Source organism: Acinetobacter sp. AYS6 (genome assembly GCF_025630795.1).
Taxonomy (GTDB): Bacteria; Pseudomonadota; Gammaproteobacteria; order Pseudomonadales; family Moraxellaceae; genus Acinetobacter.
This window is the reverse complement of record NZ_JAOTNV010000004.1, coordinates 764,304-784,280: the sequence shown is the minus strand read 5'-3', so window position 1 is coordinate 784,280 and position 19,977 is coordinate 764,304. Positions and strand designations below refer to the sequence as shown.

The 19,977-nt window shown below is 38.0% G+C and carries 14 protein-coding genes, 1 tRNA gene and 1 pseudogene; 9 read left to right on the top strand and 7 right to left on the bottom strand.

Going from position 1 to position 19,977, the window contains the following annotated elements:
• Window positions 1-144 precede the first annotated feature (144 nt).
• Window positions 145-519: a diacylglycerol kinase gene (locus OD757_RS04530; protein ID WP_009393710.1), complete on the bottom strand. Its 375-nt coding sequence runs from the start codon at window positions 517-519 to the stop codon at window positions 145-147.
• Between the two features lie 106 nt (window positions 520-625).
• Between OD757_RS04530 and OD757_RS04525 the strand changes: the two genes are divergently transcribed.
• Window positions 626-1,588: an MBL fold metallo-hydrolase gene (locus OD757_RS04525; protein WP_263030988.1), complete on the top strand. Its 963-nt coding sequence runs from the start codon at window positions 626-628 to the stop codon at window positions 1,586-1,588.
• Between the two features lie 46 nt (window positions 1,589-1,634).
• On the opposite strand, the gene OD757_RS04520 is transcribed toward OD757_RS04525, so the two are convergent.
• Window positions 1,635-2,777, bottom strand: coding sequence for a glycerophosphodiester phosphodiesterase (locus OD757_RS04520; protein ID WP_263030987.1), 1,143 nt, complete (start codon window positions 2,775-2,777; stop codon window positions 1,635-1,637).
• Between the two features lie 263 nt (window positions 2,778-3,040).
• Between OD757_RS04520 and OD757_RS04515 the strand changes: the two genes are divergently transcribed.
• Complete coding sequence (locus OD757_RS04515; protein WP_263030986.1) at window positions 3,041-6,136, top strand: multidrug efflux RND transporter permease subunit; 3,096 nt, start codon at window positions 3,041-3,043, stop codon at window positions 6,134-6,136.
• A 72-nt stretch (window positions 6,137-6,208) separates the two neighbouring features.
• Window positions 6,209-6,784 carry a DUF4112 domain-containing protein gene (locus OD757_RS04510; protein ID WP_263030985.1) on the top strand — a complete coding sequence of 192 codons (576 nt, stop codon included), beginning with the start codon at window positions 6,209-6,211 and terminating at the stop codon, window positions 6,782-6,784.
• A 51-nt stretch (window positions 6,785-6,835) separates the two neighbouring features.
• Here the strand turns inward: OD757_RS04510 and htpX are convergent, their stop codons facing one another.
• Both htpX and OD757_RS04500 read right to left on the bottom strand, forming a co-directional pair.
• A complete protein-coding gene (gene htpX, locus OD757_RS04505) occupies window positions 6,836-7,741 on the bottom strand; it encodes a protease HtpX (protein WP_005307880.1) in 906 nt (301 codons plus the stop codon).
• A gap of 247 nt (window positions 7,742-7,988) precedes the next feature.
• Window positions 7,989-8,780 (bottom strand): annotated as a pseudogene (locus OD757_RS04500) (lytic transglycosylase domain-containing protein); the annotation flags it as partial.
• A 574-nt stretch (window positions 8,781-9,354) separates the two neighbouring features.
• On the opposite strand from OD757_RS04500, the gene ttcA reads away from it, so the two are divergent.
• Window positions 9,355-10,260: a tRNA 2-thiocytidine(32) synthetase TtcA gene (gene ttcA / locus OD757_RS04495; RefSeq protein ID WP_009393631.1), complete on the top strand. Its 906-nt coding sequence runs from the start codon at window positions 9,355-9,357 to the stop codon at window positions 10,258-10,260.
• A gap of 205 nt (window positions 10,261-10,465) precedes the next feature.
• The gene (locus OD757_RS04490) at window positions 10,466-10,849 is read left to right on the top strand and encodes an SCP2 sterol-binding domain-containing protein (RefSeq protein ID WP_002118641.1); all 384 of its coding nucleotides are present in this window, start codon (window positions 10,466-10,468) and stop codon (window positions 10,847-10,849) included.
• A gap of 92 nt (window positions 10,850-10,941) precedes the next feature.
• On the opposite strand, the gene OD757_RS04485 is transcribed toward OD757_RS04490, so the two are convergent.
• On the bottom strand, window positions 10,942-12,054 hold the full coding sequence (locus OD757_RS04485) for a transglycosylase SLT domain-containing protein (RefSeq protein WP_034679120.1): 1,113 nt from the start codon (window positions 12,052-12,054) through the stop codon (window positions 10,942-10,944).
• A 371-nt stretch (window positions 12,055-12,425) separates the two neighbouring features.
• Between OD757_RS04485 and greB the strand changes: the two genes are divergently transcribed.
• Complete coding sequence (greB, locus tag OD757_RS04480) at window positions 12,426-12,920, top strand: transcription elongation factor GreB (protein WP_009393688.1); 495 nt, start codon at window positions 12,426-12,428, stop codon at window positions 12,918-12,920.
• An 89-nt stretch (window positions 12,921-13,009) separates the two neighbouring features.
• Window positions 13,010-13,099 (top strand) — tRNA-Ser (locus OD757_RS04475).
• A gap of 259 nt (window positions 13,100-13,358) precedes the next feature.
• On the opposite strand, the gene OD757_RS04470 is transcribed toward OD757_RS04475, so the two are convergent.
• Window positions 13,359-14,141 carry an SDR family oxidoreductase gene (locus OD757_RS04470; RefSeq protein WP_263030983.1) on the bottom strand — a complete coding sequence of 261 codons (783 nt, stop codon included), beginning with the start codon at window positions 14,139-14,141 and terminating at the stop codon, window positions 13,359-13,361.
• Window positions 14,141-14,464: a nuclear transport factor 2 family protein gene (locus tag OD757_RS04465; RefSeq protein ID WP_263030982.1), complete on the bottom strand. Its 324-nt coding sequence runs from the start codon at window positions 14,462-14,464 to the stop codon at window positions 14,141-14,143. Before OD757_RS04465 ends, OD757_RS04470 begins: the two co-directional genes overlap by 1 nt.
• Window positions 14,465-14,571: 107 nt before the next feature.
• Here OD757_RS04465 and OD757_RS04460 point away from each other — a divergent pair, with 107 nt between their 5' ends.
• Both OD757_RS04460 and posA read left to right on the top strand, forming a co-directional pair.
• Window positions 14,572-15,474 carry a LysR family transcriptional regulator gene (locus OD757_RS04460; RefSeq protein ID WP_009393614.1) on the top strand — a complete coding sequence of 301 codons (903 nt, stop codon included), beginning with the start codon at window positions 14,572-14,574 and terminating at the stop codon, window positions 15,472-15,474.
• Between the two features lie 279 nt (window positions 15,475-15,753).
• The gene (gene posA / locus OD757_RS04455) at window positions 15,754-19,752 is read left to right on the top strand and encodes a delta-poly-L-ornithine synthetase PosA (RefSeq protein ID WP_263030981.1); all 3,999 of its coding nucleotides are present in this window, start codon (window positions 15,754-15,756) and stop codon (window positions 19,750-19,752) included.
• Window positions 19,753-19,977: the final 225 nt, after the last annotated feature.

Genomic DNA, 19,977 nt, shown 5'->3' with positions numbered 1-19,977 from the left:
ATCCCTGCTTAAGCAGGGATTTTTTATTTTTACATGATTTTAAGAAATAGTTAAGTTCAATAACTTATATTAAAAAACAGGAACAGCAGCTAGAAGTTCCTCTTTGTTACAACCATGCTTATTTCCTTATAAGCATGGTTTTTTTTATCCTAATAAAATGAACAACCATGTAATGGCAATGATAGAAAGTGCAACAAATTGAGCAGCACTTCCCATGTCTTTTGCATTTTTAGAAAGCTGATGTTTTTCAAGAGAAACTCGGTCTACTACTGCTTCAATAGCCGAATTGAACAGTTCAACGATCATTGCAAATAAACAAACAATAATAAGTAAGACGTGTTCACTACGACTTACATCAAGAAAAAAACTAACTGGAATTAAAATAAGGTTAATCAAAACAATTTGACGAAAAGCTGCCTCATTTTTATACGCTGCTTTAAAACCAGAAATCGAGTAGCCGGTTGCATTTAATATACGCTTAAGACCAGTTTTGCCTTTATAAGGAGAATAGCTATTCATTTACTTATATTTCTGACACATTTCATGCATTATATAATTCGGGTCTTAAAAAATTATTAAATCTTTTTTAAAGATTTTGACTTTATAACTGAATAGAGAAGAAGAGATGAAAAAATTATGTGTAGCTTTGGGTCTTGCATTTTGTAGCATGCACGCTGTGTATGCCGAGCAAACTCCTACTCAACAAGTACCTGGATATTATAAGCATCAATTTGGCAAATACCGTGTAACGTCTTTACTTGATGGCACAATTTATCTAAATCCTAACTTGTTTAAAAACTTAAATCAGACTCAGAAAACTAAAATATTAACTAAATATGCTGCTGTGAATGAGAAGGGGATCCAAACTTCAGTTAATGCATTTTTAGTAGATGATGGCAAAAGTTTGACACTTGTCGATAGTGGTGCAGCAAGCTGCTTTGGACCACAACTTGGTTCGATTGCAAAAAATATTGAATTGGCAGGTTATCAACTTGCTAATGTAAAAACTGTTTTACTTACTCATCTACACCCTGACCATGTGTGTGGTATTGCCCAAAATGGGAAAGCTGTATTTCCAAATGCAACCGTTTATGCACATGAACGCGAGGCTGATTATTGGTTAAATCCAGCTTCTGAAAAAACAGTGCCAGCTGATAAAAAAGAAAGCTACTTAGGTACTGTGAAAAACATAAAAACTGCTCTTGCTCCATATCTAGCAACAAAAGCATTCAAGACATTTAAAGATGGCGATGTTATTCAAGGTTTTGAAGTGATTGATACGCGCGGTCACACACCTGGGCATCATAGCTTTCGCTTAAAGAGTAATGATCAGCAAATCATTTTTGTTGGAGACATTGTTCACTCACATTCTTTGCAGTTTGATGCGCCAAAAACTGGTGTGGATTTTGATGTGAATTCTGAGCAGGCGATTAATACCCGTTTAAAAATGTTCGCTGAAATTTCAAATAAACAGCAATGGGTCGCAGCACCACATTTACCATTCCCAGGCATTGGCCATGTTTATAAAGTAAACGCTGAGCAATATCAGTGGATCCCACTTTATTTTGATAATGTCGTAGAGAAATAATAAAAAACAGGGCATTTATTGCCCTGTTTTTTATTAAAAGCTTTAATTATTTTGCGGCTTTTTCATAATTAATAACAGCTTCACGGCCAAGTGCTGGGTCATCTGTAAAGACGCCATCAACACCCGCTTTGAAATAGGCTTCAAATTCTTTTAAAGCACCAGTTGGGCAGCGCTCAGCTGGTTTATCTTGATTGCATTTTAAAGGCTTTGGTAAGAAATTATTTTCTGGACGGAAAGTATAAGGATGTACTTTTAAGCCAGCTGCATGAGCATCAGAAATAAACGAAGTCGTTTGAACTGAACCATTGTCATTAAAGTTCAGAATATAACCTTTACTTGGTCCTACACCGTTTGCATATTTAGCAACGTCTTTTAAGCTTTGTGCTGTGGCTAAATCGGCATAAGTTTTAGTTTCTCCAGATTCAACAAAGTCGGCTGGTTGAGAGGTTTTAGCATCATATAATTGAATAATTTGTGCATGCTTAATAGTTTTATGAAGATCCAGCTGTTCTTTTAAATATTTTAAATTACTTACTTCAAAAGACTGTAAATAGACAGGTGCAATATCACGTGTATATTTATATTTGGCTAATGTTTTAAGAAGGGTATCTTCCATAGCCAGATTATGATTTTTAAAGTAAGTCGGATGTTTGGTTTCAATATATAAACCAATAATTTTTCCTGTTTTTTTATAATTTGCTTCAGCCAGCTCAATCACTTGTTCTAGAGTCGGGACAGGGTAAAGGTCATTATAGGCTGTGTTTGCAGGTCGGAACTCTGGAATACGTTCACGCGCTTTAAGTTGCTGTAATTCACTTAAAGTGAAGTCTTCTGTAAACCAACCTGTTAAGTCTTTGCCGTCAATATTTTTTGTTGTTTTACGGTCTGCAAACTGAGTTAAAGTACTTACGTTAGTTGTTCCACCAATCTCATTTTCATGACGAGTAACCAATACACCGTCTTTTGTAGACACTAAATCCGGTTCAATAAAATCGGCACCATCATCAATGGCTTTTTGATATGAAGCTAGAGTGTGTTCAGGGCGTAAAGCGCTAGCACCACGGTGCCCAATCACTAAAATCTTAGGAAGTTGATATTCTGGTGTAGTTGGCGTGTTTTCAGTTTTATCATCGTCATTACAACCAACCAAGCTAATTAAACTTAAGCATAAAATTGCTCTTTTAAACATAATTCTACTCATATTGTTTTAGTTGAAACGGCTCTAGTCTGCTCATTGAACTTGACGTGATCATGAAGAATTCATGAATTTTCAGTGACACTTGTTAAAACCTTCTTTATGGCTTTGTAGGAAATAGCCATTCCTGCTTTGTTTTTGTCCTAATTGCATTTATTGTGTTAATTCTACTTGTCTTTTATATATTGCTCGTTGATGATCAAGATGCCGAATTCGGTATTGCCACCTGTTAATTGACGACTTAATTCTGAGCAGCCATGCTATCTAAATTTTTTATTCAGCGCCCTATTTTTGCCAGTGTACTCGCAATTATTGTTATGGCATTTGGTATTTTCTCGGTGCTGAATTTGCCAGTAGAACGCTACCCCGATATTGCACCTCCAAAAATTACGGTGTCGGCAAGTTATAGTGGGGCAGATGCACAAACAGTTGAGCAAAGTGTTACTCAGATTTTAGAACAGCAAATCCAAGGTATTGATCACTTACTTTATTTCAGTTCTACCAGTGATTCGTCGGGACGTAGTCGAATTACGATTAGTTTTGATAATGGAACAAATCCAGATACGGCACAGGTGCAAGTACAAAATAGCATTAGTGGCGTGATAAGACGTTTACCAGATGAAGTACAACGCCAAGGGGTGACGGTAAGTAAGTCTCTGGGCGATACTTTCATGGTAGTAGGTTTATATGACTCGTCTGGTAAAGCGGGGAATATTGAGCTATCAGACTATTTAACGACACACGTGGTAGATAACCTGAACCGTATTGAAGGGGTGGGTGAGTCTGATGTTTTTGGTTCGCAATATGCAATGCGAATCTGGTTAAACCCAGATAAATTAAAACAATATAATTTAATGCCCAGTGATGTTGCCAGTGCAATCACTTCTCAAAATACCCAAGTGGCTGCGGGTGCAATTGGTGATTTACCTGTTATCGACGGTCAATATTTAAATACTAAAGTTACAGCTGGTTCTCGACTAAAAACAGTCGAAGATTTTAAAAATATTGTCGTGAAATCAAATCAAACAGCGAGCTATGTCTATTTAAAAGATATTGCTAGAGTTGAGCTAGGTGCAGAAAACTATCAGTCTTTTAACACCATTAATGGTTATCCTGCCGCAGGTTTAGGTATTTCGCTGTCTTCGGGTGCAAATGCGATTCAGACCTCTAAACTCATCCATCAAACTCTAGATCAGCTTACAACTAAACTACCTGCGGGTTATAAAATTGTTTATCCACGAGATAACACGCCGTTTGTTCAAGAGTCGATTAAGGAAGTTGTAAAGACGCTTGTTGAAGCCATTATTCTCGTTATTCTGGTAATGTTCCTATTTTTGCAAAGCTGGCGCGCGACACTCATTCCGAGTATTACCGTTCCGGTTGTTATTTTAGGAACTTTTGCTGTTTTATATGTGCTCGGTTTTAGTATTAATACCTTAACGTTATTTGCACTGGTGCTCGCCATTGGCTTGTTAGTGGATGACGCTATTGTAGTCGTGGAAAATGTTGAACGGCTCATGCATGAGCAGCATTTAACACCCAAAGAAGCAGCTATTGAGTCAATGGGCGAAATTAGTGGTGCTTTAATTGGGATTACATTGGTATTAACTGCTGTTTTTATTCCAATGTCTTTTTTAGGTGGCTCAATTGGGGTGATTTACCGCCAGTTTTCCATTACTTTAGTGGCAGCTATGGCGTTATCGCTTGTTGTTGCATTAGTTCTAACACCTGCATTGTGTGCCTTAATTTTAAAGCCTAATCCTCAGCCTATGCGTTGGGCAGTTTGGTTTAACCAAAAGATTGATCAACTTAAAAATCAATATATCAAGATCGTTCAAACAAGCATTGATTACAGTAAATCAGTTGTTGTGATTTTTGTAGCTCTGATTGCTGTTTTTATGCTGTTCTATAGTGGTTTAAAAAGTGGATTTATTCCTAAAGAAGATCAAGGGATTTTAAGCGTTCAAATTAAGCTTGTTGATAGTGCTCCGATTTCTCAAAGTCAGAAAATTGGTGAACAAGTTCGTCAATATTTCTTATCTCAAGAAGATAAAAATGTGGATTTAGTCTTAATCCGCTATGGTCGAAACAATTCGGGTACAGGGCAGAACTTGGCGCAAGGGTTTATTGCTTTAAAACCGTGGGATGTACGTACTGGAAAAGAAAACTCAGCGGATGCTATACAAAAGCGTGCAATGAAATATTTTAGCCATTTTAATAATGCTCAAATCAATGTGACTTTACCTCCTTCAGTAAATGGGTTAGGTCAAACTGATGGTATGGATTTATGGATTCAAGATTTAAATGGGCAGGGACAAGATTTTCTAGATAGCACTTTCCGTCAGTTGCAAACTCAAAGTAAAAGCTACTCAACTTTTGAAAACTTTGATAAGCAATCCACCAATAGTAAAGCAAACCTCAATATCAAAATTGATCAGAAACAAGCATTAGCAAATGGTTTAGAAATTCCTGCAATTAATAACACCCTGTCGAGTGCGTGGGGCGGAACGTATGTAAATGACTTTATTGACCGTGGTCGTATTAAGCGTGTCATGATTCAAGGTGATGCCGAGTTTAGATCCAAACCTGAAGATTTATATAACTGGTCTGTGCGTAACAACCAAAATGAAATGGTGCCTTTTAGTTCATTTGCTAACTTTAGCTGGGGTGGGGCTCCTGAAATCGTAAAACGCTATATGGGTTATAGCGCCTTGCAGTTACAGGCAGATGTTGCGAGTGGCAGCAGTTCAGGTCAGGCAATGAAAGATGTTGAACAACTCGTGAACCAACAAAAGGATGTTGGTTTAGCGTGGACTGGTTTATCTTTTGAAGAACAGAAGTCGACAAATCAGGCCGTCTGGTTATATTTAATTTCGGCAGGCTTTATTTTCTTATGTCTAGCTGCTCTATATGAAAGCTTGAGTATTCCAGCTGCTGTGATGACCTCTATTCCGTTGGGTGTAGGGGGAAGTGTCATTTTCTCTTATATTTTTGGACTACCCAATGATGTGTATTTCCAGATTGCACTGTTAACCACGATTGGATTGTCATGTAAAAACGCAATTTTAATTGTTGAGTTTGCTGCCTTAGCTCAAGAAAAAGGTAAGAATGCAATACAAGCTGCTTTAGAAGGCGCGAGCTTGCGTTTAAGACCGATTTTAATGACATCTTTAGCTTTTGGTGCTGGTGTGCTTCCTCTTGTATTTGCTCAAGGCGCAGGGGCTGTGAGCCGTCAAGAAATTGGTATCAGTATTTTAGGTGGAGTCATGTTTGGTACGGTGCTGGTTTTATTCTTTATTCCAGTTATGTACGTATTATTGCGTTCACTATTTAAAGCGAAAGCATCTAGTTAAACGTAAACAATTTAAAAAGAGGCATTAAATCAAGTATATTAAGTTTAACTTCTCTTCATATATTTGATTTAGATGCCTCAAGAAAAAAAATTAACAGAGCAACAGGTCATCGCACTAGAACGAGACCTTGCCAAGTTTGCCACCATGATGGACAGCGCGGTACGTATTCCTTTTACAAAGCAGGGCATTGGTGCTGATGCAGCATTGAGTACAATTCCAATTGCTGGTGATGTCGCAGGGTTTGTGTTGACGTGTTATGCGATTTATAAAGCTAAACAAATTGGTGTGCCTCAACATAAATTAACTCCAGTCATCAAACTCGCTGTTGTAGATGCTGTGGTGGGGTTTGTTCCGGTTGCAGGGACTATTTTCGATATATTTATACGACCGAGTCGAAAAGCCTTAGATGTGGTTCATACGCATATACGCGAAGAATATGCGATTCAAAGCGATATTCATGTTGTTCATCCATATTTACATGAAAAGCTCGAAAAGAAGCAGCAACACTCAGCCTTCTGGCGTAATCCTGTGGTGAGCTGGTTATGGTTGCATATACCCGATTTATTAGGTGCGTTTGTACTGCTTTTAATTGGCCTCGCTGTTTGGTGGGGAGCGAGTTATCTCTGGGGTCTCTATCAAACCATGTAATAAAAAAATAAAGCCTCCAAATGGAGGCTTTACTTCTTCACGTTAAACGTTTTATGGGCAATCTAATTGATGTAAAGCTGCCACACGTTGTTCAATTGTTGGGTGGGTTTGGAACAATGCAGCTAAGCTAAAGCCTTGTTCTTTACCTTCCGCAATCGCGAAAGCTTTCATTTCTTTTGGCATTTGATCTGGCAATTCTGTCTCAGCTTGTAAACGTAATAATGCAGAAATCATTGCTTGTTTACCTGCTAAACGTGCACCTGCTTCATCAGCACGGTATTCACGATAACGAGAGAACCACATCACAATCGCAGAAGCGAGAATACCAAAGACGATATCTAATACCATGGTAATGAGGAAATAACCCATACCTGGGGCTTGATCATCTTGACGACCAAAAACATTACGGTCGATAAAATCACCGACTACGCGAGCAAAGAACATAACAAAGGCGTTCACGACACCTTGGATGAGTGCTAGGGTAACCATGTCACCATTCGCAACGTGACCAATCTCGTGCGCAAGCACAGCACGTAGCTCATCTTTGTTCATACGTTCAAGTAGACCAGATGAAACGGCAACTAAGGCATCATTCTTATTCCAGCCTGTTGCAAAGGCATTGGATTGATATGATGGAAAAATACCAACCTCTGGCATATTAATACCAGAACGTTGAGAAAGTTCAGCGACTGTTTGCAATAACCAGCTTTCAGCTTGGTTACGAGGAGCATTCGGGTCGATCAGTTCTGTACCGGTCGTTTTCTTAGCCATCCATTTTGACATGAATAACGAGATTAAAGATCCCACCATACCAAACACAAAACAGATCACTAAAAGGTTGCCTAGATTCAAGCCACCCGCGCCATGGTAACTACCGACACCGAAGAGTGACAAAATAATGCCAGCTACAACCAGTACCGCGAGGTTGGTAAGCAAAAACAAACCAATCCGCATCATTGAGAAAACCCTCTTATAAATAAAATGTTATCTGATTTACAAATTCTAAATCATGCAGCTAATATGCGGGGCTTAGGGGAAAAATTCAAGAAAAAAATAAGGAATTGATACATTCTTTCACAGAGTAGAATGTACCTAAATTTAAAGAATTATTGGCTAAATTCGCCTAAATGGTAAAGATCAGGTAATAGATCATTACAATTTAAAGCACATGGACTTGACGCCATACAACTGTCAGTAAACGTTTTTATTCTATTCGAATATGTGCAATTGCAGTGGCATTATTCGTGACATAAGTACCCGTAGGTGCATCAGTAATTGTTCCATTAGATAAAGTCACAATTTGACGAGAGGAGGAATATTTAGGTGCCGGTGCTGCTATTTGAGCGGTTGTGTTTTCCGCTAAATTAGAAGATTGAGAAGTGTCTTGCGCGGTAGTATTAGAAAAAGATGAGAAACCTACACCAGATGCATATAAGTTTTGATATCGACTCGTTACACGGCGTACATAATCTTGTGTTTCACGGAAAGGTGGAATACCGCCGTATTTATCAACGTTACCTTCACCTGCATTATAAGCAGCAAGTGCCATTTGGGTATTGCCACGAAAACGCTTGAGCAACCAGCTTAAATATTTCGCACCGGCAAAAATATTTTGCTGTGCATCAAATGCATTGGTCACGTTAAATCGACGTGCAGTCGCAGGCATAAGCTGCATTAAGCCTTGTGCGCCGACTGGTGAACGAGCATTTACATTAAAACCTGACTCAGTATGCATAACGGCCTTAATTAAGCCTTCAGACACACCATGCTGTAGAGCAGCTTGTTTAATAATATGATCAAAAGCATTTTTATTTTTATTGTAGCTTGGCAGAACAGAAGCTTCTGATGCTCCCCAGTTCGTATAACTATGAATATTACTATCAGGGTAGTAAGTCACTTTTACTTTTTTAAGTGATTGATCATAACTTTTTCGGTTAGTCAGCAATGTACTACCATTTTTATCTTGGTAAATATACATTTGGCCTGCTGAACTCGACGTTATGCCGACCGTAAAAGTGGTCATCCCCAGCACACAAGAAATAAGAAATTGAACCGAATTTTTCATTTTATATTATTCACAATTTTAAGGTATTTAAAACTTGCCAAAGAGTTTATCAAAAAATATTACTTAAAGAAGTTTTGTGTAATTTTTTTTATTTCGACTCTTTCAAAAAATCAAGCTATTTTGTTCGAATGCTCATCAAAAAAAATTAAAAATTATTTTTAAAATGATTCTATTGACTTGAATAACATGTTGATATTAAAGGGTAAAAAACATTGGTTAAAAAATGATCAATTTAAATAAAACCCTTAACAGAAGGTCAAAACAGTTTGTCAAGTACGAAGAAATCCACAATTTTATCCACAGGTTTTGTGGAAAACTGTGGAAAAGTCCAAAAAGTAAGCATTTTGCACATTTTTTGAACGCTTCAGTCAAAAATAGAGCATCACTTTTGCATCATGCATGAGCAATGTGACGACTTCAAGAATTGAAACTATTCTTTTGGTGCGATTCTCTTCTGAATCATATAAAATTGCGCGGTATTTTTATTTATGGGTATATCTCGTCTATGTACGCGCCAGTTGAGTCTAATCAGGGATTTAATTTTAAGCCTGAACTTCCAACAAGCTCGGCCTATTACCGTTTGCTCAAGAAGCTTCGCCGTCAAGTTGGGCATGCTATTCGTGACTTCAAGATGATTGAAGAGGGCGATAAGGTCATGGTGTGTGTGTCTGGTGGTAAAGACAGTTATACCTTGCTCGATATTTTGTTGCAGTTTAAACGTATTGCACCAATCAACTTTGATGTAGTTGCGGTTAACCTTGATCAAAAGCAACCCGGCTTTCCCGAAGATGTCTTACCTCGTTATATGGAAGAAAATAACATTCCATATTACATCTTAGAAAAAGACACCTACACCATTACTAAGCGTTTAACACCAGAAGGTAAAACCTACTGTGCAGTATGTTCACGTTTACGCCGTGGTTCTTTGTACGGTTTTGCACAAGAAATTGGGGCGACTAAAGTTGCTTTAGGACATCACCGCGATGACATTCTTGCAACGTTCTTCTTAAACCTGTTTCATGGTGGTAGCTTAAAGGCGATGCCTCCAAAGCTTTTATCATCAGACAAAAAGAATATTCTGATTCGTCCATTAGCATATGTTGAAGAAAAAGACATCATCAAATATGCAGAGTTACGTCAGTTCCCAATCATTCCATGTAACCTTTGTGGTTCGCAGGAAAATTTACAACGTGCCATGCTCAATGAAATGCTACGTGACTGGGATAAACAATATCCGAAACGCTTACACAGTATTTTCGGTGCGTTACAAAACGTTTCTCCGTCTCAGTTAGCGGACCGTGAATTGTTCGATTTCGAAGCACTAGATTCTCAGCGCGAGCTGGATTTTAAAGATCCGGAAGAGCTTAAAAACCGTTTAGATGTCGTGAACTTAAGCTTTGCTGCTGAATAAACGCTAGACCTAGAGAATGTTAAAGGCACTTTATAAACAAGTGCCTTTAATGTATCAAAATACTAAAAAATGAATGTTCCGTACAAAAAGTCATAGCCCTAAATTTAAATTACATGCTATAACAACGCTCAAGCAGAATTGCTTCACATGATGTTGTCTGGATAGACAACTAGAGAAATTGAACAAATAAATTTGAGGAAGAATCATGCCTGCATTTTTAACTGAAGATTGGTTTGCTACTGTCGAAAAATTAACTGCTGAAGCAGGGGATCTTAATTTGCCACCTGCTCTTGCGAATTTGGCAATTAATTTAGTAGTTACAGATGCTTCTGGAAATACCGAATTAGCTTTAGATGGGGGTAAAATCCAAAAAGGTTTGTCTTCAAATGCCAAAACAACTTTAAATATGGATGCTGAAACTTTACGTAAAGTATTCTTAGAGTTTGATATGGCTGCTGCTATGCAGGCATTCATGACTGGTAAAATTAAAGTTCAAGGCGATATGTCTCAATTAATGGCTTTACAAACAGCTAAGCCAAGCCAAGAACAAAAAGATTTGTTCAAAAAAGTATTAGAGCATACAGCTTAAAACTTAAAAGAATTCATATAAAAAGCTTACCCCAAGAGGTAAGCTTTTTATTCATACAAACAAAGAATTTATCAACTTTTAAATAATAAAAATTAGATATTGATTCGTGTTTGCGCTGTTTTGATATGTTCAAGATAAGCACGAATACGAGTGACATATTGAACCGCTTGCTTATATCGACCATTACGCGCTTTATTACTTTGCAAATAATTGTAGAGATTAACCCATTGGTTTGGATCTTTCCCTTGTGCTTGCAAACGTTTCTGGATCTGGTTTACCGCACCCGGTCCCATATTGTAGGCCACTAGCGCGTACCAGTTCCGATCAGGGAAAGGAATATCATCATATTCACTTAGCATCTGGTCGTAATACTTTGCGCCACCTTGAATGCTTTGGGCAGGATCACTACGATTGCTCACACCCATTGCTCGAGCAGTACTATTGGTCAGCATCATCAAGCCACGAACACCTGTGGGAGAAACAGATTCTGGCTTTAAGTATGATTCTTGATAACCAATTGCGGCAAGTAAATGCCAGTCGAGATCATATTTAGCTGCGCTTTGTTTAAAGCTCGCTTTATAAATCGGTAAACGCGTCGTTAAGTCACGTTGAATGGTTGACCAAGCTTCTGGTTTAACCACATTGCGGTTATAGAAAGAAGCGAGTTGCTGAGTCACACCATTTTGCTTACTTTGGCATACAAAGCCACTGGCAGTCTGGGTGAGGGGGTCATCAGCTTGTTTAAACACCCAGCTTAACTCAGGATTTAAACCATTTTTTTGCAAATTGACTATGTCACCACAACTTGCAGAAAAAGACATTAAACCTTTGTTCTCGATGGTACTTAAACCTGCGGTCGTCATGGCAAAGTTTGCTTTACCTTGCTGAACCCATCTAAGTGCAGTGGCATTGTCTGCCACGATTTTAAAGTCCAGCTTTACATTAAGGGTTTGCGCATAGTTACGTGCTAAGTCGTAACCAAAACCATGTAAAAACTGATCTTCTTTGAAAACGGTTGTCGGGCTTTCTACCGCAACAACTGTTAGAGTGTTTGTATTTACTACAGTATTGTACTGTAGGGTTTTTCCTGCATTAATACTATGAAATGGAATAAGCATAGTACTGAGTGCAAGTGCTTTTAACGGGAGAGAGGAAAATAAAGAGTTAAGGCAAAGCCTCGACCCTGAACTTGAATTACTGTGCATGTTGTCTCCGCTACAGATAATTTATGCCCCAAAAGTCAGACAATAAGCTGCCATAACTTCTAAAAGTTGATAAATTCAATAAGGGGTGGGCAGTCATGACGTCATTCAAAATGACATGAAATGAAAAAACAAACTGTGTAGAAAATCTACATAGTTTTCTAGAAGGTTAAAAAACGCTCAACATTTAATCTGCGCGCATCATAGTATTGAAAAAAAGTATTGTCAAATTTCGTACAATTAAATATTCGATATATCATCATAAACACATGAATTTCTTAAGGAAGAAAATTTATACACTTCTGATATGAGAAAATAGGGTATAAAATGCTACATCTTGTAAGCGATATGTTGTTGAACAGTGGTTTTTAATCATGAAATCTAACTTAATCACTCGGTCAGGACATGACAAATTAGTTGCTGAATTAAAACAACTTTGGCATGAAGAACGACCAGAAATCACAAAGAAAGTGAATTGGGCTGCAAGCTTAGGTGACCGCAGTGAAAATGCCGATTATCAATACAATAAGCAGCTCCTTAGAAAAATTGATCGACGAGTACGCTATTTAGGAAAACGTTTAGAAGAATTAAAAATCGTTGATTATGCGCCTGAGCAAGACGGTAAAGTTTATTTCGGGGCTTGGGTAGAGATTGAAAACGAAGAGGGTGAGCAAAAAACTTTACGTATTGTAGGGATCGATGAAATTTATGATCATCACCCGCAGCATATTTCGATTGAGTCGCCGATGGCTCGTGCACTGCTCGGCAAAGAAGTCGATGATGAGATTGAAGTACATACGCCATCTGGAAAAAAGCTTTGGTATATCAATACAATTCGTTATGAAAAGAACGAAAACCCAGAAAACTAAATTAATTTGTACTTATTTTGAGCGTTTGAATTAAAAGTTAAATAAAAGATTTGCCAACTTGTGTTTTTGTTTATATTATAGCGCTCGTTGGAAGCGTGGCAGAGCGGTTTAATGCACCGGTCTTGAAAACCGACGAGGGTGTGAGTCCTCCGTGAGTTCGAATCTCACCGCTTCCGCCAAAATTCTTAAAAAGCCCTTGTTAATGACAAGGGCTTTTTTTTACCTATTGTTTTATCCCTTCACCCTTTCACATTAAAATGTGGATTGGAATAATCTAAATAAGAATAAATTAGCTACAATTGCGCCAATTTAAATCCAATCTTAGTTATATGTCCTATTCTTGCTTTCTCAGCCATTTTTTTAATTGAGAAGTCTAGTGTAATTATAAACTGCTCAAGTGAAGAGAAAATATAGTGTAGGAGTGATTCAATATGACTATTAAATTGTAGGAATCGTCCCACCATCAATCACATATTCAGTACCTGTAATTGCAGACGCACGGGATGATGCCAAAAAAGCGATAAGATTTGCTATTTCATCAGGTTTAGCTGGTCGTCCAATAGGAATTCCTCCGATTGAATCCATAACTATCTTTTTACCACCCTCGTAATCTGTGCCAGCTTGTAAAGCCAGTCGCTCTGCAAGAGCAATAGATGCCTCTGTTTCAATCCATCCTGGCGAGACTTGAACAACCCGAATACCTTTGGGAGATATTTCTTTTGACAGGCTTTTACTATAAGTCGCTAGTGCTGCTTTTGCAGCAGCGTAAGCTGTCGTAGCTTCTGGTAAAGGAAGTGAGCGTTGTATTGACGTAACGTGGATTACAACACCTTGGCCTTGCTGAATCATATCGGGAATTAATTGACGATCAATACGTATTGCAGGCATCAGATTTAGGTGAAGTTCTTTATACCACTCTTCATCGGTCAATGCTGCAAATCCACCTGCTGGTGCAGATGAACCACCAAGTACGTGTATAATTATGTCCACACCACCTAATATCTCTTGTACTGCTTGGACGATAGCTTCACAACCTTCTCGAGTTGTGAGATCAGCAGAAACAAAATGTGTATTATTCGGTAAATAATCTGGTTGAGTTCTAGCAGTAGTTAGTACTGTTGCGCCGAGTTCATGGAATAATTGAACTGTGGCTGCGCCAGTACCTTTTGTACCCGCAGTAATTAAGGTACGTTTTCCTTTTAAAGTAATAAAATCTTCCATTAATAAATCCTCAATTTAACAACTTTGCCATTTTCAAGTGTGAACTGAAACTTAAGTTTCACAGGGCTATTTGGAAAGTTGCCACTCCCTTGTGTTAAAACCGTGCTGATATGGTCTGTATTAGAAACCTCAATAATTTCAAGAGAGTACTGGTATTTTTCTTTCATTGTTAGCAACCATGTACGAATTTCCACAATTCCTCTGTATAGGCTGCCATCATCTTCAACAATGGCAGAATCAGAAAAAATATGGTTCAAAGCATCTACATCGTTCGCTTGATCAGCATCAAAATATGCACTAACCACTTCTGGTATATCTTTCATGAGTCGCTCTTTTGGAATGATCTAAATTGGTGTTTTAAATTTTATAATTTGACGATTGTTCTAACAATCCGTATAAAATGGGATGTTTAGTTGAATAAATCAGGATAATGGAACGAGCAAATTTAAATGATCTAAAAGCAGTAATGGCAATCGCCAAGCGAGGAACTTTTCGTGGCGCTGCGATTGAACTTGGGATGTCTACAACAGCTTTAAGTCATGCAATTAGTAAATTAGAGGAAAATTTGGGTGTACGTCTGTTTAATCGGACAACACGTAGTGTCTCATTGACAGAGGCGGGCAGACTTTTTGTAGAGCAAGTCGGGCCTGCTCTTCAGGATATTCATAGTGCCTTAGATATTGTACGTTCGCAGAGAGAAACACCCTCAGGTACATTAAGAATCAATGCGGCTGCATTTGCAGCGAGAGAGATTATTTCTCCTGTGATTATCGAATTTCTTCGACGTTACCCAGAAATGAATATTGATTTAGTGACCGAGGGTAAACTTGTTGACATTATTGCTGATGGTTTTGATTTAGGTATTCGAGTTGCCCATCTTGTTCCAAGTGACATGATTGCGGTGTCTCTTGGTAAACTTCAAAGATATGTTGTTGTTGGTTCACCTGAGTATTTGGAGCGTTACGGAAAGCCAAAAATACCAACAGATCTTTTTAGACATAAATGTATTCGAGTACGTCTTCCTGATGGTGCACTATTTAGCTGGAAGTTTGAAAAAAATGGAGAAATTATTCAAATTGATGTGCAAGGACCGATTACCCTTGATGAAGCAAGCTTATCAAGAGCTACAGTATTAGAGAATATTGGCTTAGGATACTTTATGGAACAAGATGTTCGTGCTGAAATTGAGTCAGGTCAACTTATTTCTGTCTTGGACGATTGGATGCCTTGTATGTCTGGTCTCTGTTTATATTATTCAGGAAGACGCAACCAATCTGCTGGTTTGAAAGCTTTCCTTGCCCTAGTTCGTGAAGTAGCCTTGTGCAATGAGTAATTCGTTATATATTAATTTTGAATAACGCTATTTAAATTTTATAAAAACACATGCCTATATTTTTCCTGATTGTCTTCTTAGTTTGATTTATAAGTAATAAAAATCGATTGTTCTTTTCATTTAATAAGTCATTCTCCTTTCTTAAAATAAAATCTTTAATCTTCATTTAAGTTCAACTCTTTAATTTATTACATAGCAATTGATTTCTTTAATAAGTCAGAAAAACTCAAACATGACTTTATTTTAGCTAAATCAAAAAATTAAAGTGAGTTATAAAAAATGAACCAATTCGTAACAAGTTCGAAGAATATTATTCGTGGTAAATTTCACCCCGAATTTTTGCAAGATGAAGTACTCGCCGATATTTTTATTCAAACTGCTCAAAATCTCTCAGATAAAACAGCTTTAATTGAAGCAAATAAAACGTTGACGTATGGGGAGTTATATCAGCAAGCCTTAATTATGGCTCAACATTTGACGATAAGAGGGGTAAAACCAGGTCATATTGTTGGGTTATGGCTACCAAGAGGCATTGAACTTTTAAAAGCACAACTGGCAATTTGTTTGAGTGGGGCAGCGTGGCTTCCTTTTGATATGGATACGCCAGCAGACCGTATTGCGGTTTGTCTTGAAGATGCTGAAGCTGTAGGCATGATTACTACAGATGAGTGGTATGAACATTTAGCTGAAGTGCCACAAACAAAATGGACAAATACTGAACTTCAAAAACCACTCAGTGAAAATATTCCTTTAGCTAGAACGACCTCCGATCAACCTGCGTATATTATTTATACGTCAGGCTCAACGGGTAAGCCGAAAGGGATTGTAATTACTCAAAAAAATATTTGTCACTTCTTGCGTAGTGAAAATAGTATTTTAGGTATTCAAGAGCAAGACAAAGTCTATCAAGGCTTTTCAGTTGCTTTTGATATGTCGTTTGAAGAAATCTGGCTGTCTTATTTGGTGGGGGCAACTTTGTGGATCGCTCCTAAAACTTTAGTAAGTGACCCTGAGCGGTTATGCCAAACATTAAAGCAGGAACAAATTACTGTTTTACACGCAGTTCCAACATTATTGGCTTTATTTCCTGAAGATGTACCTAACTTAAGAATTATTAACTTAGGTGGAGAGATGTGCCCGGATTCATTGGTTGACCGTTGGGCATTACCTCATCATCAAATGTTTAACACCTATGGTCCCACTGAGACTACGGTTACTGCAAGCCTTGAGTCGTTAGAACGTGGTAAACCCGTCACCATTGGTAAACCTTTACCAAACTACGGCATGTTGGTGATTAATGCTGAAAGAGAATTATTGCCTCAAGGTGAGACAGGTGAACTCTGTATTTTCGGTCCGAGTGTGGCGCCTGGCTATTTAGGCAGACCTGATTTAACGGCTGATAAGTTTATTGAAAACCCTTGGGCAATGAGTGCGGATGAAGAGTTGCTTTACCGTACTGGTGACTTGGCAAAAATTGATGAATTTGGTCAAGTGCACTGTTTAGGGCGTGCGGATGATCAGGTGAAAATTCGGGGTTTCCGTGTTGAACTCGGTGAAATTGAAGCGGCACTTTGTGATATTGAAGGTATTGGCACAGCAGCGGTAATTTTACGTCAAGAAGATGGAATTGATCAGCTCATTGCCTTTATTGCAGCTGAGCTTGATGCAAAACAGCCTATAGAAATTAAGCAACTTCGTCATACTCTAGCTCAACGTTTACCACCTTATATGGTGCCGAATCGTTTTGAGATTATTGAAGAAGTACCGCGTTTATTATCTGGGAAAATTGATCGTAAAGCGTTAAAAGCAAGACCGCTTACCAGTGTGATTGACCGCAGTGAATCTGACCAGCCACAAAATCCAGCCGAAGAAATCTTATTTGAAATTTTAACTCGTCTGTTTCCGAACATGCCGATTAAACTAGATTCAGATTTCTTTGATGATTTAGGTGGTCATTCGCTATTAGCAGCCGTTTTAATTTCAAACCTGCGTGAACATCAAGAATATAGCCATCTTACCATTCAAAGTTTATATCAGGCCCGAAGAGTGGGAGCTATTGCTGCTTTAATGTTGGAGCAGCCTGAGCCAACTTTATTTGATAGCCAGATTGGTCAAGACAACCCGCGTAATCAAACTTATAAATGGTTATGTGGGATTGCTCAGTTTGCAACTATTCCAGTTTTAATTTCGATTAATATTTTGCAGTGGTTAGCGCCATTCTTTACCTATCACTATTTTACAGGTGGAACTCGAGACAGCATTCCATATGCAATCGCATTGTCTCTGTTGGTTTATATCAGCGTTATTATGAGCAGTTTTGTGCTTTCAATTACGGTGAAACGATTATTAATGTTGGGCATTGGTGCGGGACGTTATCCACTTTGGGGAATGACGTATTTCCGTTGGTGGTTAGCAGACCGTATTAGCAATATTTCACCAGTTTATCTATTGTCAGGTTCAACTTTACTTAACCTCTATTTAAAAGCACTTGGCGCAAAAATCGGACATGATGTCACCATTAGTTCAGTTCATATTCGTATGCCATCTTTACTCACTGTTGAAGATGGGGTGAGCATTGGCTCTCAAGTGAATTTAGAAAATGCCAAAGTCGAACATGGTCATTTGGTGCTAGGTTCAATCCACCTTAAAGAAGAGAGCTATGTTGGTTCATATGCTGTATTAGAAGAAAATACAGTGTTAGAAAAACAAGCTCATGTAAATGCCCTAACTTCAATTGAATATGACACGGTTGTACCAGCCGGAGAAATTTGGGATGGTACGCCCGCTAAAAAAATAGGGCATGTCGATGAACACGTTAAATTAGCTGAACGTCCTAAATTATCGTTTATTCGTAAAATTGCTGAATATGGATATTATGGAGTTAGTGCATTAATTATTGCTTGTATCTTCTTTATTCCAATTTTCCCAAGTTTTCTTTTGGTCGATTGGTTAGATGTAAATGTATTTAATATCAACCCGAATAACCACCTACAAATCGCAATTTATTATTTCATTTTAGCGATTCCTGCTAGTGCAATGATGATGATGATTACGGCCGTCATTTCTTCTGGTCTACGCAAAATTGTATTACCGAGCCTTGAAACCGGAACATACGCTGTTCATGGCGGAACGTACTATCGGAAATGGTTTGCATCTCAAATTTTAGAAACAAGCTTACAAACACTTCATGGCTTGTTTGCTACGATTTATGCACCTACATGGTTCCGTATGTTAGGGGCGAAAGTAGGTAAAAATACTGAAATTTCTACCGCCAATGGTGTAATTCCTGAAATGCTGACTTTGGGCGAAGAAAGCTTTATTGCCGATGCTGTAATGTTAGGCGACGAAGAAATTAAAGGCGGTTGGATGACATTAAAATCGACCAAAATTGGTAACCGTAGCTTTGTCGGAAACAGTGCTTATATTGCTGATGGAACTGTTTTACCAGATAACGTTTTAATTGGCGTACAGTCAAAAACACCAGATAACCTTGAAATGTATGATGGCCAAACTTGGTTTGGTTCTCCGCCATTGTTATTGCCTGCACGTGAAGCTGCTGAAAAATATCCTGACCATTTAACGTTTAAACCAAGTTTTAAGCGACGTTTCATGCGTGGTTTTATTGAAGGACTTCGTGTTGTATTACCCGCTGCACTCGCAATTGGTGTGGGTTATATGATTGTATTAGACGTAATCGATGTTATTAATAACTACGGAATTGCAAAAGGCCTATTAGCATTAACCATTGCAGGGCTGCTCTACGGTGTTGGCTGCTTCGTTATTGTTGCATTGATGAAGTGGACTTTAATTGGACGTTATCAACCACGTTCGGCGCCAATGTGGACCATGTTTGTATGGTTAAGTGAAGGGATTACTAGCCTATATGAATCAGTTGCGATTCCAAACTTCTTAAATTACTTAAGAGGAACGCCAATGTTGCCATTCTTCTTGCGTATTTTGGGTGTTCGAATTGGTAAAGATGTTTACATGGATACGGCTGATATCACTGAGTTTGACTGTGTAAGCATTGGTGACCGTGCTGAGTTTAATAGCTTCTCAGGTCCACAAACCCACTTGTTTGAAGATCGTATTATGAAAATTGGACAGGTCAATGTTGGAAATGATGTGGTCGTAAACTCACGTAGTATTATTTTATATAACGCCAATGTGAGCCATCATGCAGTGTTAGGGCCTTTAACTTTGGTTATGAAGGGTGAAAATATTCCTGCTAAATCTGCATGGATTGGTTCGCCAGCTGTACCTTGGGTTCATAAATAATTGATATTAAGGTTAACCCTTTAATTTAAAAAGCCTTTGTGAAAACAGGGGCTTTTTTTATGCATAGGACATAAATTACAGTCATAGTTAGCTTAATTATTGCTAACAAATCCTGAAAATTTCATATAAATCAAATAAGTATATATTTTAATCAAAATTGCTATATTCATATAATATGTTTTTTATTTTCAATGTCTTACTGTGAGCGTGTCTATATATCAAAAT

Bases quoted from the DNA above. Each gene is read 5' to 3' on its own strand.
- OD757_RS04530 (WP_009393710.1), bottom strand. From the start codon at position 519: ATGAATAGCTATTCTCCTTATAAAGGCAAAACTGGTCTTAAGCGTATA.
- OD757_RS04525 (WP_263030988.1), top strand. From the start codon at position 626: ATGAAAAAATTATGTGTAGCTTTGGGTCTTGCATTTTGTAGCATGCAC.
- OD757_RS04520 (WP_263030987.1), bottom strand. From the start codon at position 2,777: ATGTTTAAAAGAGCAATTTTATGCTTAAGTTTAATTAGCTTGGTTGGT.
- OD757_RS04515 (WP_263030986.1), top strand. From the start codon at position 3,041: ATGCTATCTAAATTTTTTATTCAGCGCCCTATTTTTGCCAGTGTACTC.
- OD757_RS04510 (WP_263030985.1), top strand. From the start codon at position 6,209: ATGCCTCAAGAAAAAAAATTAACAGAGCAACAGGTCATCGCACTAGAA.
- htpX (WP_005307880.1), bottom strand. From the start codon at position 7,741: ATGATGCGGATTGGTTTGTTTTTGCTTACCAACCTCGCGGTACTGGTT.
- ttcA (WP_009393631.1), top strand. From the start codon at position 9,355: ATGTACGCGCCAGTTGAGTCTAATCAGGGATTTAATTTTAAGCCTGAA.
- OD757_RS04490 (WP_002118641.1), top strand. From the start codon at position 10,466: ATGCCTGCATTTTTAACTGAAGATTGGTTTGCTACTGTCGAAAAATTA.
- OD757_RS04485 (WP_034679120.1), bottom strand. From the start codon at position 12,054: ATGCACAGTAATTCAAGTTCAGGGTCGAGGCTTTGCCTTAACTCTTTA.
- greB (WP_009393688.1), top strand. From the start codon at position 12,426: ATGAAATCTAACTTAATCACTCGGTCAGGACATGACAAATTAGTTGCT.
- OD757_RS04470 (WP_263030983.1), bottom strand. From the start codon at position 14,141: ATGGAAGATTTTATTACTTTAAAAGGAAAACGTACCTTAATTACTGCG.
- OD757_RS04465 (WP_263030982.1), bottom strand. From the start codon at position 14,464: ATGAAAGATATACCAGAAGTGGTTAGTGCATATTTTGATGCTGATCAA.
- OD757_RS04460 (WP_009393614.1), top strand. From the start codon at position 14,572: ATGGAACGAGCAAATTTAAATGATCTAAAAGCAGTAATGGCAATCGCC.
- posA (WP_263030981.1), top strand. From the start codon at position 15,754: ATGAACCAATTCGTAACAAGTTCGAAGAATATTATTCGTGGTAAATTT.